Below are 14055 nucleotides of genomic sequence, written 5' to 3'. Positions count from 1 at the left end.
GGACACCGTCCCTGACCATCGCAGATACGTTCACTCAATGAGGTGATCGATCATCTGACGGACGCTCATCCGACTACTGCTGCGTACCGGTGATTCCGTGCCGGAAGGCGTACGCGACCGCCTGCGCGCGGTCCCGCACCGCGGTCTTGGCGAACAGGTTGTTGATGTGCGTCTTCACGGTGGCCTGGCTGACGAACAGCCGCTGGGCGATCTCCGCGTTGGAGAGCCCCTCGGCGATCAGCGCGAGCACCTCGGCCTCCCGCACGGTCAGGCCGTCCGGCAGCTCCCCGCTCCGCGCGGCCGACCGCTCCGGGCCCGGCCCGCCCGTCGGCGCGGACTTCGCCGGCGCCTCCGAAAGTCGTTCCAGCAACCGGAGTTGGACCTGCGGCGAGAGCCCGGCCGCCCCCGCACGGACATTCGCGATGGCCTTGGCGATCTCCTCGCCGCCGGCGTCCTTGGTGAGGTAGCCGCGCGCCCCGGCCTGAAGGGCCGGGAACAGCGACTCGTCGTCGGCGTAGGTGGTGAGCACCACGACCTCGGTCTCCGGGTGCGCGGCCCGGATCCGCCGGGTCGCCTCGACACCGTCGACCCGCGGCATCCGCAGATCCATCAGCACCACGTCCGGGTGATGACGCTCCACCAGGGCGACGGCCTCCTCGCCGTCCGCCGCCGCCCCGACCACCTCGATGCCGGGCAGCAGCCCCAGCAGCATCACGATGCCCTCGCGCACCACCGTCTGGTCGTCCGCCACCAGCACCCTGGTGACCCCCGCGTTCATGCGCCCACCTCGCTGCGCCCGGCCGTCGCTTCGCGCACTACGCACCCTCCGATGATGAGCTCGCCGCGCTCGCTCATGCCGGCACCCGCAGCAACACCCGCCACCCTCCGTCCACCGGGCCCGCCAGCAGGGTGCCGCCGAGCAGTTCCGCGCGTTCGCGCATCCCCAGCAGACCGTACCCGCTGCCGCTGCCGGCCAGCTCGGCGGCGGTCGGCTCGCCGGCGGACGGTCCGCGCGGCGCCCGGGTGTTGCGCACCTCCAACTCCACCGCGTCGTCCAGGTAACGCAGTTCGACCGAACAGCGGGCGCCCGGCGCGTGCTTGCGCACGTTGGTCACCGCCTCCTGCGCGGTGCGCCGCACCGCCAGCCCGGCCTCGGCGGCCAGCGGCCGGGGCGTACCGGTGACGGTGATCGGGGCCCGCTCCCGCTCGGCCAGTTCCACCAGGAACTCCCCGACCGGCGTGAACTCCCCGCGCAGCGCGGACAGCGCCTGCCGGGTCTCGGCCAGTCCGTCCTGCGCCATCCGCCGTGCGGCGACGACCCGTTCGCGGATCTGCTCGCGCTCCACCCCGGCGTCCAGCATCAGCCGGGCCGCCTCCAGGTGGACCAGTTGCGCGGAGAGGCTGTGCGCGAGCACGTCGTGGATCTCCCGGGCGATCCTGGCCCGTTCGGCGAGCGCCGCGCTCTCCGCCTCGGCGGCCCGGGCGGCGCGCTCCTGGACCAGCAGCCGACGGGCGGTGCCGCGCGCGTCGATGTCCAGCCGCAGCAGGAAGCCGACCAGGAGGGAACCTCCGAGGGTGGCGGCGACGCTGAGCCAGCTCGCCGGGGAGGCCGCCGTGTACGAGGCCAGCGCGGCCGCCGCGGTGAGCAGCCCGGGCGCGGGCGGCAGCCGGATCAGGGCCGTGACGGCCAGCCCGATCCAGAGGAAGTCGGCCAGCGTGTAGGCCAGCCCCCAGTTGGCGAGCCAGCCGGCGCCGACCACGGCGGCGGACAGCAGGTACGAGGCCGCCCGGCGCTGCTCCCGGCTGGCCCTCAGGTACACCGCGCACAGCGCGACGGCCGCGACCAGCCCGGCCACCGCGGCCGCCACCGCCCAACCGGCGTACTTGCCCTCGGAGAGGGTCGCCCAGCCGACGACGGCCACCAGGACGGTCCGGCCGAACACGGTGAGGACCCGCCGCGGCCGGCTCTCGGCCTCGCGCTCCAGTCCCTCCCGGGACGGCCAGCGGGTCCAGTACCACCCGGCCAAGGGTGCCTCCTCGGTGCTCACGGCGGCGGATCAGTGCAGTACGGCGGTCGCCTGCGCGGGCTCCAGCGTCCGGGCCCTCCAGTTGACCACGAGCGAGCGGACCAGCAGCAGGACCGCCATGCCGAGCATCAGCGAGCTGCCCGCCTGGTGGACGCCCAGGGCCGAGCCGATCGCGTACAGGCCGATCCGGACGGCGACCATCCCGCCCCAGGCGGCCAGGGTGGCCTTGGTGCCCTTGACCAGGACGGCGCCGTCGGCGGCCCGCCAGATCCGGACGGTCCAGCCCCAGACCGAGCCCATCGCGAGCACGGCGACCAGGCCGGCGGCGAGGAGGGTGACGGACAGCACGGTGTGCTGGTGGTCGATGATCTGCGGATCACGCAGCGCGAGCGCGCCCAGGATCAGCGGCAGCAGCCAGAACCGGCGCTCGGTGTCCAGGCGCTGGACGCGCATCTGGCGCGTGACCACCAGGACCGCCACCGCGGCGATCACGAGGAGGTTGGCGAGGGAGGCCATCGGAGTTCTCCGTCCGGGGAGAGGCTTGTGCTGACCTCTCCGACGCTACGGATCCGGCGCTCCCCGCTGATCGGAGCCGGGGTGGACCGCGGGTGGAACCGACGGCGCGAGGGCCCTCCACCCACGGGTGGAGGGCCCTCGTCGGTCCGGGCCGTCAGGCGTCGATGCGGGAGCGGTCCAGGGTGGCCGCCGAGTCCACGATGAACTCCTTGCGCGGGGCGACGTCGTTGCCCATCAGCAGGTCGAAGATCCGCTCGGCCTGCTCCAGGTCGCCCAGGTTGATCCGGCGCAGGGTGCGGTGGCGCGGGTCCATGGTGGTCTCGGCCAGCTGGTCGGCGTCCATCTCGCCCAGACCCTTGTAGCGCTGCACCGGCTCCTTCCAGCGCTGTCCCTTGCGCTGGAACTCCAGCAGGGTGGAGCGCAGCTCGGCGTCGGAGTAGGTGTAGTGGTACTTCTCCTGGCCGCGCTTGGGGCTGGTGAGCTCGATCCGGTGCAGCGGCGGCACGGCGGCGAAGACCCGGCCCTGCTCGACCATCGGCCGCATGTAGCGGTGGAACAGGGTCAGCAGCAGGGTGCGGATGTGCGAGCCGTCGACGTCGGCGTCGGCCATGAAGATGACCCGGCCGTAGCGGGCCTGGTCGATGTCGAAGGTGCGGCCCGAGCCGGCCCCTATCACCTGGATGATCGCGGCACACTCGGCGTTCTTGAGCATGTCGCTCACCGAGGCCTTCTGCACGTTGAGGATCTTGCCGCGGATCGGCAGCAGCGCCTGGAACTCGGAGTTGCGGGCGAGCTTGGCGGTGCCGAGCGCGGAGTCCCCCTCGACGATGAACAGTTCGCTGCGGTCGACGTCGTCGCTGCGGCAGTCGGCCAGCTTGGCGGGCAGCGAGCTGGTCTCCAGCGCGGTCTTCCGGCGCTGGGCCTCCTTGTGCTGCCGGGCGGCCACCCGGGTGCGGGCGGCGGCGACGACCTTCTCCAGCACGGCCCGGGCCTGCTGCTTCTGGTCCTTCTTGGCCGAGGTGAGGAAGGCCTTGAGCTCCTTGGCGACGACGGCCGCGACGATCCGGTTGGCCGCCGAGGTGCCGAGCACCTCCTTGGTCTGGCCCTCGAACTGCGGCTCGGCGAGCCGGACGGTGACCACGGCGGTGAGGCCCTCGGTGGCGTCGTCCTTGGTGATGTCGTCCTCGGCGACCCGCAGCAGCTTGCTGGCGCGCAGCACCTCGTTGACGGTCTTGGCCAGCGAACGCTCGAACCCGGTGACGTGGGTGCCGCCCTTGGGGGTGGCGATGATGTTGACGAAGGAGCGCAGGGTGGTGTCGTAGCCGGTGCCCCAGCGCAGCGCGATGTCCACGCCGAGGTGCCGGGTGACCTCGGTCGGGGTCATGTGGCCGAGGTCGTCCAGGACGGGCACGGTCTCCTTGAAGGTGCCCTCCCCGTGCAGCCGCACCACGTCGCTGACCGGCTTGTCGGGGGCCAGGAATTCGCAGAACTCGGCGATGCCGCCGTCGTAGTGGAAGACCGACTCCTCGACCTTCTCGCTCTCGGTGAGGCGCTCGTCACGCACGACGATGGTCAGGCCGGGGACGAGGAAGGCGGTCTGCCGGGCCCGGCTGTGCAGGTTCTCCAGGGAGAGCTTGGCGTCCTTGAGGAAGATCTGCCGGTCGGCCCAGTAACGGATCCGGGTGCCGGTGCGGGTCTTGGGCACCTTGCGGGTCCTGGTGAGGCCGTTGGCGGGCTCGAAGGGCGCGTCCGGGCTGGCCTCGGTGAAGATGCCGGGGGTGCCGCGGCGGAAGCTGATCGCGTGGGTGTGCCCGCTGCGGTCGACCTCGACGTCCAGCCGGGCGGAGAGCGCGTTGACGACCGAGGCACCGACGCCGTGCAGACCGCCGGAGGCCGCGTACGAGCCACCGCCGAACTTGCCGCCCGCGTGCAGCTTGGTCATCACGACCTCGACGCCGGACAGCCCGGTCTTGGGCTCGACGTCGACCGGGATCCCGCGGCCGTTGTCGCGGACCTCCACCGAGGAGTCCGGGTGCAGCAGCACCTCGATGCGGTCGCAGTAGCCGCCCAGCGCCTCGTCGACCGAGTTGTCGATGATCTCCCAGAGGCAGTGCATCAGACCGCGGCTGTCGGTGGAGCCGATGTACATGCCGGGGCGCTTGCGGACGGCCTCCAGACCCTCCAGGACGAGCAGGTGCCGCGCGGTGTAGTTGGAACCGTCGTCGCCGGCCAGCAGCGCGGACGGCACGGTCGTTTCGGCACTCACGCGGCACTCTCCTCGGTGAAGTTCTGTCTCATCGGTCACATCCGGACGCATCCGGACCAACCGCCAGTGCAGCACGCCGCACCGACAGTCGTCGCTCTGTGTGCTCGCAACCCTGCGACGGGTGCACAGCACAGCGGGCCGGCCCGGCGCAGCTTGTACGCGCTGCGCGAACAAGGACCGCACCCGGGCGTGGGCCCCGGGGCGCCATCTCCTCCCGGTACCACCGGTCCTGGCGGACCGTGGGGTCCGGCACAGGCTCCGGAACTGCCGTTATGCAGGCTACCGGGGCCCGGGACGGGGCTTATGCTCCAACCCGGCAGAGGATTATGCTACGCGGACCTCGACCCCGGTCCCGATCGGACGTTCGAGCGATGGGCAGCTCCCGGGATTCGGCACGCATGAACCACCGGCACCCGGGGCACGTCCTCATCAACACAGCAGAATCCTCAGAGAAGAAAAGCCACGAGCGGGAACGTTTTCGGCCTGGTTGGATGTTGACCCTGGTACGACAGCTCGTCGAGCTAGAGAAGAGGCGACGTGACTACTGTTCTGACACCTGCGAGCCCGCTGACCGCGGCTGACCGCTGCGACCGCTGCGGCGCCCAGGCCTACCTGCGCGTCGTACTCGCCAGCGGCGGAGAGCTGCTCTTCTGTGCCCACCACGGCCGGAAGTTCGAGCCGGAGCTCAAGAAGATCGCCGTGGAGATACAGGACGAGAGCGGCCGTCTCACCACCAGCACCACCGTGACGGCCACCGAAGACGAGCGCTGACCCAGGCGCCTCGACAAGCAACCAGCGTCGAGCTGTGTCCGGCCGCGCACCGCGCGCGACCGGGGAGCCGGGTGGAGGACCCTTCGGGGCCGTCCACCCGGCTTCGCTGTTCTCCCCCGTTCTCCCCCGCCCACCCCGACCCACGGGACCGAGAGCGGGGCCGGGCCCGACCGAAGTCGAAACGGCGTCAGAAAGTCACCGCGCCATCACTCGCGGCGACGCCCGGGATGCTCAGAGCGCGGATCGCACCGCGTCCGTGACCGAGGACACCCGGGTGTAGACGCCGGGGTGCCCCGCCTCCGCGCAGCCCGTCCCCCAGGACACCAGCCCGGCCAGCCGGCCGGCCACGATCAGCGGGCCGCCGCTGTCCCCCTGGCAGGCGTCCTTGCCGCCCTTCTCCTCGCCCGCGCAGACCATGCCGCGGGCGTCGAACTTGCCGTCCTGACCGCCCGGGTAGGCGTGCGCACAGGTCTGGTCCGAGACGATCGGCACGTCCACCTCGCGCAGCAGCGGCGAGTAGTCGCCCCGTCCGCTGGTGTCACCCCAGCCGTAGACCTGCGCTCCGGTCCCCGCCGCGTACGGCCCGCTCTCCCCCTGGCCGACCAGCTCGACCACCGGCCGGGACCCCTGGGACTCGGCGAGGGTGAGCACCGCCACGTCGTTCATGTTCGCGGCGAAGTTGTAGTCGGGGTGGATCCAGACCCGCTGGACGGCCACCTCACGACCGGCCGAGCCGCGCATGTCGTCCCGGCCGACGACCACCTTGAGCCCCGGCCGGTCCACCCGGCCCTTGGACTCGTCGTAGAAGCAGTGCGCGGCCGTCACGACCTTGGTCGGGGTCACCAGCGCACCCCCGCAGAACTGGCCGGAGCGCCCGCTGCCGAACTGCTGGCGGCTGGCCAGCGCCACGATCCAGGGGTGGTCGGCGGTGCTCACCGCGCCGCCCCCGACCACCCGGCGCTGCGCCTCGGCCGGACCGGCCACCCCGAGGGCGACCAGCGGCACGGGGACGGCGGCGAGCAGCGCCAGCAGGGCGCCACGCCGCCGACGGCGGCCAGGACGGGCAGCGGCCGGGACGACCCGGCGCGGGACGGAGGTCGGCAGGTCGGCTCGGTCCGGGTCGGTCAGCACCGTGACTCCACAAGGCTCGGCAGCAGGCAACCGGCACAGCGTAGGTGATCAACTACACTGCGCGACCACTTCCCGGCATGCCGCCACCCGGACGAGCGACAAGCGCCACCCGGACGCTGACGCACCGCCCCCGAACAGCCCGAAAGGCCCGGAACCCCACGGGTTCCGGGCCTTCGTCGCGTGCTGCTGCCGGTCGGACCTGGCCGGCCGGCGGACCGATCAGTCCAGGTAGTCGCGCAGCACCTGGGAGCGCGACGGGTGGCGCAGCTTCGACATGGTCTTCGACTCGATCTGGCGGATGCGCTCACGGGTGACCCCGTACACCTTGCCGATCTCGTCGAGCGTCTTCGGCTGGCCGTCGGTCAGACCGAAGCGCATCGAGACCACGCCGGCCTCGCGCTCGGAGAGGGTGTCCAGCACCGAGTGCAGCTGCTCCTGGAGCAGGGTGAAGGAGACCGCGTCGGCCGGGACGACCGCCTCGGAGTCCTCGATCAGGTCACCGAACTCGCTGTCGCCGTCCTCGCCCAGCGGGGTGTGCAGCGAGATCGGCTCACGACCGTACTTCTGGACCTCGATGACCTTCTCGGGGGTCATGTCGAGTTCCTTGGCCAGCTCCTCCGGGGTGGGCTCGCGGCCCAGGTCCTGGAGCATCTGGCGCTGGACGCGGGCCAGCTTGTTGATGACCTCGACCATGTGCACCGGGATGCGGATGGTGCGGGCCTGGTCGGCCATGGCGCGGGTGATCGCCTGACGGATCCACCACGTGGCGTAGGTCGAGAACTTGTAGCCCTTGGTGTAGTCGAACTTCTCGACCGCACGGATCAGACCGAGGTTGCCCTCCTGGATCAGGTCCAGGAACAGCATGCCGCGGCCGGTGTAGCGCTTGGCCAGCGAGACCACCAGGCGGAGGTTGGCCTCCAGCAGGTGGTTCTTGGCCCGGCGGCCGTCCTCGGCGATGATCTCCAGCTCGCGCTTGAGCTTCGGGGCGAGCTTGTCGGCGGCCGAGAGCTTGTCCTCGGCGAACAGGCCGGCCTCGATGCGCTTGGCGAGCTCGACCTCCTGCTCGGCGTTGAGTAGCGGGACCTTGCCGATCTGCTTCAGGTAGTCCTTGACCGGGTCGGCGGTGGCACCGGCGACGGCGACCTGCTGGGCCGGCGCGTCGTCCTCGTCGTCGTCGGAGAGGACGAAGCCCTCCGACTCCTCCTCCGGGGCGCCCTCGGCCTCGGCCTTGTCGCCGGGCAGCGCGGCGTCCTCGAGCAGCTCCTCCTCGCCGAGCAGCTCCTCGTCGCCCTTGCCGCCCTTGCCGGCGGCGGTCTTCTTGGCGGCGGTCTTCTTGGCCGGCGCGGCGGTCTTCTTGGCCGCGGCCTTCTTGGCCGGCGCGGCCTTCTTCGCCGCAACGGCCTTCACCTCGGTGACGACGCTGGTCGTCTCCTCGACGGTGATCTCGGCGGACACGGTGGGGGCGGGCGCCGCGGCGGCGGCCGCGACGGCCGGAGCCGCGACGGGGGCGCCGGGGGCGATCCGCACGGGCGGCTTGGTCGGGGCCGACGAAGCGGCCGGGGTCCGGGTGGTGACAGCCTTGGTGGCGGTGCGCTTGGTGGGGCTCTTGGCAGCAACGCTCTTGCGCTTGGCGCCGGCCGGCTCGGCCGCGCTGACCATGAGGTCCACCCCCTCCTCAATCAGTACCTGGTTGAGGCTGCGCATGACGTTCTTCCACTTGGTGACCGGGATCTGGTCCGCCTCGAACGCCTGGCGCACGTCGTCACCGGCGATCTGCCCCTGGGCCTTGCCCCGCTCGATGAGAGCCAGCAGAGCCGCGGACTCGGCGATCTCGGGGGGAAGCGAACGGGATGTGCTGGCCGACACGAACAACCTCTCGGACGATGAGTGGACTCGAACCCGTACCGGCCGCCCGAGCGGGCGGGGAAGGAGATCGCGCGCTGGACGCGCGGTGTCGATTCCGACCGACTCGGGCTTGAGGACTGGGTTTGCAGGACGGCAGCAGCGCCGCGGACCAACACAGCATTCTGACATGTTGGAGTATTCCGGAGCTGCTCCCGCTCAGGACACATCGCTGCTACTCGTCAAGTGTTACGCATGGCCTTGGTGTCGCGGGTCACACCACTCGGCGCCCGCGGCCCCGGGGCCGTCATCCATCATCGCGCACTCGCGCCGAAGTCGATTGTCATGGGCGGGACATGCTATCGGGACGCCGGGGGCGGGTCCCTCCGTTCCACACCGCACCCATGCGCCTCCCCCACGCAGAGGCCCTCCGGCTGCGCCACACGGTGCGGCCGGAGGGCCCTGGAGGAGCGGGACCGCGCCCGACGCGTCCGCTCGCCGAGAACAGTCCGCTCAGTGCTCCCGGGGGGCGGGGACGGAGGGCTCCATCTCGGGGTGGACGGTGAGCAGCGCCCGCATCGCGGCCTCGCCCGCGGTGCCGTCGCCGGTACCCAGCGCGTCCACCAGCCGGGCGTGCAGGCTGACGGAGGACTCGGAGGGTCGCTCGCACGAGATCGTCGGACCACCCGAGACCTGCAGGGCGCAGGAGATGATGCCGGACAGGTGCTCCAGCATCCGGTTGCCGGCCATCTGCAGGACCAGGCCGTGCAGCTCCGCGTCGGCCCGGGTGTAGGTGGACAGGTCGGCCTGGGCGGCGGCGTGGCCCATGATCTCGACCAGCTCGACCAGCCGCTGCTGGACGTCCTCCCGGCCGTGACCGGCCGCGAGCCGGGCGGCCAGCGGCTCGATCGCCCAGCGGAGCTCGAACAGCTCCCGGCGCTGCTCGTCCCGCTGGGGGCCGAAGGCGCGCCACTCGATGATGTCCGGGTCCAGCAGGTTCCAGTCGCCCACCGGGCGGACCCGGGTGCCGACGTTCGGGCGGGCGCTGACCAGGCCCTTGGCCTCCAGCACGCGCAGCGACTCGCGGACGACCGTCCGGGACACCTCGAAGCGCTGGCCGATCTCCTCGGGCACGAGCGGGCGGTCGGCACCGAGGTCGCCGGAGACGATCATCTGGCCGAGCTGCTGGACCAGCTGGCCGTGCAGACCGCGGCCGCGGCTGCTGGTGGTCTTGCGACCGACCCGGGCGATGTCGGACTCGGCGCCCTCCCAGCGGGGCGCCGGCGGGGTCGGCCGGTCGGCGTACGAGAAGCGGTCCAGATCGCCGGGGCCGTGGATGGGCCCATCGGCGGAACGGGCGGGGGTCATGGTGGGGTGCGCAAGGGTACTCACGCCATCCTTTGTCGGCGATTGGCGGGCGCAGCTTGAGGATTCTCGTGAAAAGCACACGAAAGGGTGATCGACCGTGACTGGATAATTGACTTCTTATCAGGAAGAACCGCTCATTACGGTCACTGCTGGTCGATCTTGGTGCTTCGGGACGGCGTGCGGTCCGCCCGACGGGCCCGGGTGCGCGCGACGGCGGCCTACAGCGAGCGGCGACGGGCCTGGACCAGCAGGGCGGCCAGCAGCAGGGCCGCCGCGGGGGCCGCGACCGCCACCAGCAGCGCCGGATCGGTCAACGCCGCACTCCCGGCCGCCGCCCCACGGGCTCCGCCGTACACCCAGCCGTAGGCCCACTCGATGCCGGACTGGAAGGGCAGCAGCTCCGCCGCCCGGGTCGGCCACGGACGGCCGGTCCGGCGCAGCAGCAGGGCCACTCCGGACTCCAGCAGCGGCGGCAGCGCGCACAGCAGGAGCACCCCGGCGGCGGCGCTGCGGGTCAGCGAGGCGGTCAGCACACCCGTCCAGGCGGCCACCACGGTCAGCAGGACGAAGGCCAGCAGCGCGGCCGGCACCCCGTGCCCGGCCACCAGCCCCAGCGGGGCGAAGGCGCCCGGCAGTTCGGCCGGCCCGCTCAGCCCGACGGCGCCCAGCGCCCCGGACACCCGGTCGGACAGCGCGCCGGGATCCGTCCAGGCCGCCACCGTCACCCCGTCCGGCAGGGCGAGGTGCACGGCCACGGTGTCGAGCAGCACGGTGGCCAGCGCCAGCAGCGCCGCCACCGGACCGACCACCAGCAGCTTGGCCAGCAGCAGCCGCACCCGGCGCGAGTAGGCCACCTGCGAAGCCGCCAGCCCCGGGTGACGCACCTCGTGCCCGTACGAGAGCGCCCCCAGCACGCCGGCGCCGAGCGCCGCGAAGGGCAACGGGATCAGCGGCACGGCGGCGGTCAGCAGCCGCACCCCGGCCGGGGCGGCCAACGGACCGGCCGGGGCCTGGCTCGCCAGGACGGCGGCCACGACCACGTCGCAGAGCAGGACGGCGGAGAGCAGCAGCCAGGTGGAACGCAGGCCGCGCAGGCGGCGCAGCTCGTAGGCCAGGACACGCACGGTTCACTCGCTCCGGTGGTCGTCGGGGTGGGCGGAGGTGGCAGAGGTGGCGGGGGCCTTGCCGGTGGTGACCCGGCCGAGCCGGACGGTGTCGTCGGTGAGCAGGTCGGCGGCGCTCTGGCGGCGGCGCACGGGCTCGGTCCCGGCCTCGCTCTCCGGTCCGGTCCCGGACCGGAGGGGCTCCGTCTCGGTGCGGACCACCTCGGCGCGGGCGGGCGAGGCGGCACCGGGCTGGTCCCGGAAGAGCCGGTCGACGGCGACGGTGGAAGCCGGCTCCGGCTGCGGGGTGGTGACCGCGGCGAGGACGGGCAGGGCGGCCGTCACGGCGGCGACGGGCAGCGCACGGGTGTTCCGGACCGCGTCCTCGCGGGCGCGGCCCTCGGTGGCGGGCTCCGGGACGGTGGGCTCAGGGTGCGCGGGGTCGGGGTGCGCGGCGTCGGGGTGCGCGGGGTCGGCGGCGGTGGCCTGGTGTTGCGGGTCGGTGCCGGGCTGCGCGCCCTCGGGGGCCGCCCCGTGGGCCGATGCGGGTTCCGGCCGGCGGCGGAGGCGGCCGGATCGGCCGGAGGCGACCGGCAGGGCCGCCCGGGGCACCGGCTGCTCGACCACCCGGTCGGCCAGCTCGTGCAGCAGGATCCCGTGCTGGTAGGCGAGTTCACCGATCTCGGTGCGGTCGATGCCCGCCACCGCGAGGCCCGCGCCGCCGTCCCGGCGCACCTCGGCGCCCTGGCTGACCAGCAGGTCGGCCAGCCGCGCCATCTGCGGCCCCCGGACGGCCACTTCGGGGCTGAGCCTGGTCCGGCAGAACTCCGCGACCGGCTGGTCGGCCATCGCGCGACCGTGGTCCAGGGTGACCACCCGGTCCGCGAGTTGGGCGGCCTCCTGCGGGATCCGGGTGGTCACCAGCACCGTTCCGCCCGCGACCGCGAAGGAGCGCAGGAAGGAGTGGAACCACTCGACGTTGCGCGGGGACAGGCCCTCGGTCGGCGCGTCCAGCAGTAGGGTTCCGGGATCACCGAGCAGCGCGGCGGCCAGGGACAGCCGGCGGTGCATGCCTGGCGAGAAGGTCCGCAACCGCTGCCCGGCCACGGCGGCCAGCCGGGTCTGCTCCAGCAGTTCGTCGGCCCGCCGCATGGGGACGCCGACGGCCGCGGCCAGCATCCGCAGGTGCCCGCCTGCCTTGCGCCCCGGGTTCCCGGCCACCGCTGCGGCTCCCTCGCCCGGCCCGGGCAACAGCACCCCGACCTCGCGTTCGGGGCGGCGGATCCGGCGGTAGGGGCGGCCGTCGAAGAGGGTGATGCCCTGGCCGCGTTCGAGTTCGAGCATCAGCCGCAGCGCGGTGGACTTGCCGGCCCCCTCGTCGCCGAGGAGCACGGTGACCATCCCCGGCCGGGCGTCGAAGGTCAGATCGAGTACGGCGGGTGGGGCGCCCTTGCGATGGACCTTGGTCAGTCCGGTGATCTGGATCATCGCTGGCTGCTCCCATGCCCTCGGCCGACCTGCTCGACGCCAGCACATTAGGGGCCAGCACCGCAGATTCCGGGCATTACCGAACCGCCACGGGCCCGCCACCCGCTCGCCTCACCCGATCAGGGGACAATCCGATCCTGCGATTCACGGGCGCCGCCGCTCCGACGGGCCGTCGGCACCACCCGCGTTTCCGGCCAGGTGCCGGGGCCGGCCTATGTCGTCAGGAAAGCCGCGGCGCCCGGCGGGAGCGGCTCGCCGGCGCACTGCTGCTGGAACTCCTCGGCGGCGACCTTGCCCTCCAGGGCGATCTGGGCCAACTGCTCCTGCTCGGCGTCCAGCCTCTCCTGCACGGAGGCGATCGTCGCCGGGTCGCCGTGCGCGGCCTTCAAGGCGGCCAACTGCTTCTCGGTCCTGTCGGTCGTCGTGGTGAGGCTCTTGGAGGCCGCCACCAGCTTCACGAGGCCGTCCCGCTGATTGGCGCACAGGTCATCGGCGTCCATCACAGAGCTCCCAGGGTTCCGGAGGCCTTCGGCCCGGCGACCGAAGCGTCCACCGACACTGTGCGTCGGAGGCGCCCCGTCGGCCTCCGGGCCGGGGCCGTTCGGCGTCCCGTGCGGGCAGGTGTCCGGGGCCGCAGGCCCGGGGCTGCCCGGAGTACTCGGGAGTCGGGGTGTTCAGGAGTCGGGGCGGAGCATGGGCGGGTTGAGGACGGTCGCGTCGCCGGCGGTGAAGAGCTGGGCCGGGCGACCGCCCTGACGGGTGGTCGTGCCGCCGGAGGGCAGCAGGAAGCCGGGGGTGCCGGTGACCTTGCGGTGGAAGTTGCGCGGGTCGAGGGCGACACCCCAGACGGCCTCGTAGACCCGGCGCAGCTCGCCCACGGTGAACTCGGTCGGGCAGAAGGCGGTGGCCAGGGAGGAGTACTCGATCTTGGAACGGGCGCGTTCCACGCCGTCGGCCAGGATCAGGCCGTGATCGAAGGCGAGCGGGACCCCGTCGGTCGGGTTCTCGCCGAGGAGTTCGCTGACCGGGGCCCAGCGGGCGCTGCTGGCGTCGCCGCCGGCCCGGGGGGTGGGGAGGTCCGGGGCGAGCACCAGGTAGGCCACGCTGACCACGCGCATCCGGGGGTCGCGCTGCGGGTGGCCGTAGGTGGCGAGCTGCTCCAGGTGGGCACCGGCCGCGCCGGGGCCCGCCGCCTCGTGGCCGGGGGCGGAGTGGGCGCGCAGCCCGGTCTCCTCGGCCAGCTCGCGGGAGGCCGCCTCGGCCAGGCCCTCATCCGGGCGGACGAAGCCGCCGGGCAGCGCCCAGTATCCCTGGTAGGGCGGCTCACCCCGTCTGACCAGGAGGGCGCAGAGCGAGTGGTCGCGCACCGTCAGAACCACCAGGTCAACCGTGACAGCGAACGGGGGGAAGGCCGACGGATCGTAGCGCGACATGGCGACGATCATAGTCGTCTCTCTGACGATAAGCACAGGCCCGTACGGGAGCGCGCGCCTGTGGTGGCCGTGGCCGCCCGGCACGATTCGCGCACGGGCGATCGGCTCCG

Annotated in this window: 12 protein-coding genes; 1 reads left to right on the top strand and 11 read right to left on the bottom strand. The window is 72.8% G+C overall.

Annotated features, from left to right (window positions below; genetic code table 11):
- Window positions 1–73 precede the first annotated feature (73 nt).
- From ACZ47G_RS34145 to ACZ47G_RS34130, 4 genes are all read right to left on the bottom strand, one after another.
- Window positions 74–778: a response regulator gene (locus ACZ47G_RS34145; protein WP_465749469.1), complete on the bottom strand. Its 705-nt coding sequence runs from the start codon at window positions 776–778 to the stop codon at window positions 74–76.
- A 73-nt stretch (window positions 779–851) separates the two neighbouring features.
- Window positions 852–2027, bottom strand: a complete 1176-nt coding sequence (locus tag ACZ47G_RS34140; RefSeq protein WP_465749467.1) for a sensor histidine kinase — start codon at window positions 2025–2027, stop codon at window positions 852–854.
- 30 nt (window positions 2028–2057) lie between these two features.
- On the bottom strand, window positions 2058–2543 hold the full coding sequence (locus ACZ47G_RS34135) for a DUF1453 domain-containing protein (protein ID WP_465749465.1): 486 nt from the start codon (window positions 2541–2543) through the stop codon (window positions 2058–2060).
- A 154-nt stretch (window positions 2544–2697) separates the two neighbouring features.
- Window positions 2698–4809: a DNA gyrase/topoisomerase IV subunit B gene (locus ACZ47G_RS34130; protein ID WP_465749463.1), complete on the bottom strand. Its 2112-nt coding sequence runs from the start codon at window positions 4807–4809 to the stop codon at window positions 2698–2700.
- Window positions 4810–5346: 537 nt separating this feature from the next.
- Between ACZ47G_RS34130 and ACZ47G_RS34125 the strand changes: the two genes are divergently transcribed.
- Complete coding sequence (locus ACZ47G_RS34125) at window positions 5347–5580, top strand: DUF7455 domain-containing protein (RefSeq protein ID WP_465749461.1); 234 nt, start codon at window positions 5347–5349, stop codon at window positions 5578–5580.
- Between the two features lie 231 nt (window positions 5581–5811).
- Here ACZ47G_RS34125 and ACZ47G_RS34120 read toward each other — a convergent pair whose 3' ends face one another.
- From ACZ47G_RS34120 to ACZ47G_RS34090, 7 genes are all read right to left on the bottom strand, one after another.
- The gene (locus ACZ47G_RS34120) at window positions 5812–6711 is read right to left on the bottom strand and encodes a S1 family peptidase (RefSeq protein ID WP_380454749.1); all 900 of its coding nucleotides are present in this window, start codon (window positions 6709–6711) and stop codon (window positions 5812–5814) included.
- Between the two features lie 219 nt (window positions 6712–6930).
- Window positions 6931–8583 carry an RNA polymerase sigma factor gene (locus ACZ47G_RS34115; protein WP_465749459.1) on the bottom strand — a complete coding sequence of 551 codons (1653 nt, stop codon included), beginning with the start codon at window positions 8581–8583 and terminating at the stop codon, window positions 6931–6933.
- A gap of 483 nt (window positions 8584–9066) precedes the next feature.
- Window positions 9067–9945 (bottom strand): FadR/GntR family transcriptional regulator, encoded by an 879-nt coding sequence (locus ACZ47G_RS34110; protein ID WP_380454753.1) that lies wholly within the window; start codon window positions 9943–9945, stop codon window positions 9067–9069.
- 194 nt (window positions 9946–10139) lie between these two features.
- Window positions 10140–11045 carry a hypothetical protein gene (locus ACZ47G_RS34105; RefSeq protein ID WP_465749457.1) on the bottom strand — a complete coding sequence of 302 codons (906 nt, stop codon included), beginning with the start codon at window positions 11043–11045 and terminating at the stop codon, window positions 10140–10142.
- A 3-nt stretch (window positions 11046–11048) separates the two neighbouring features.
- Window positions 11049–12512, bottom strand: coding sequence for an ATP-binding cassette domain-containing protein (locus ACZ47G_RS34100; RefSeq protein WP_465749455.1), 1464 nt, complete (start codon window positions 12510–12512; stop codon window positions 11049–11051).
- A 212-nt stretch (window positions 12513–12724) separates the two neighbouring features.
- A complete protein-coding gene (locus ACZ47G_RS34095; RefSeq protein WP_380454759.1) occupies window positions 12725–13012 on the bottom strand; it encodes a hypothetical protein in 288 nt (95 codons plus the stop codon).
- Between the two features lie 174 nt (window positions 13013–13186).
- Window positions 13187–13945 carry an NUDIX hydrolase gene (locus tag ACZ47G_RS34090; protein ID WP_465749453.1) on the bottom strand — a complete coding sequence of 253 codons (759 nt, stop codon included), beginning with the start codon at window positions 13943–13945 and terminating at the stop codon, window positions 13187–13189.
- Between the last annotated feature and the right edge of the window lie 110 nt (window positions 13946–14055).

The sequence above is a fragment of the Kitasatospora sp. NPDC030952 genome (assembly GCF_055571335.1).
The sequence above is the reverse complement of the archived record's forward strand: the minus strand, read 5'-3'. Positions and strand labels throughout refer to the sequence as shown.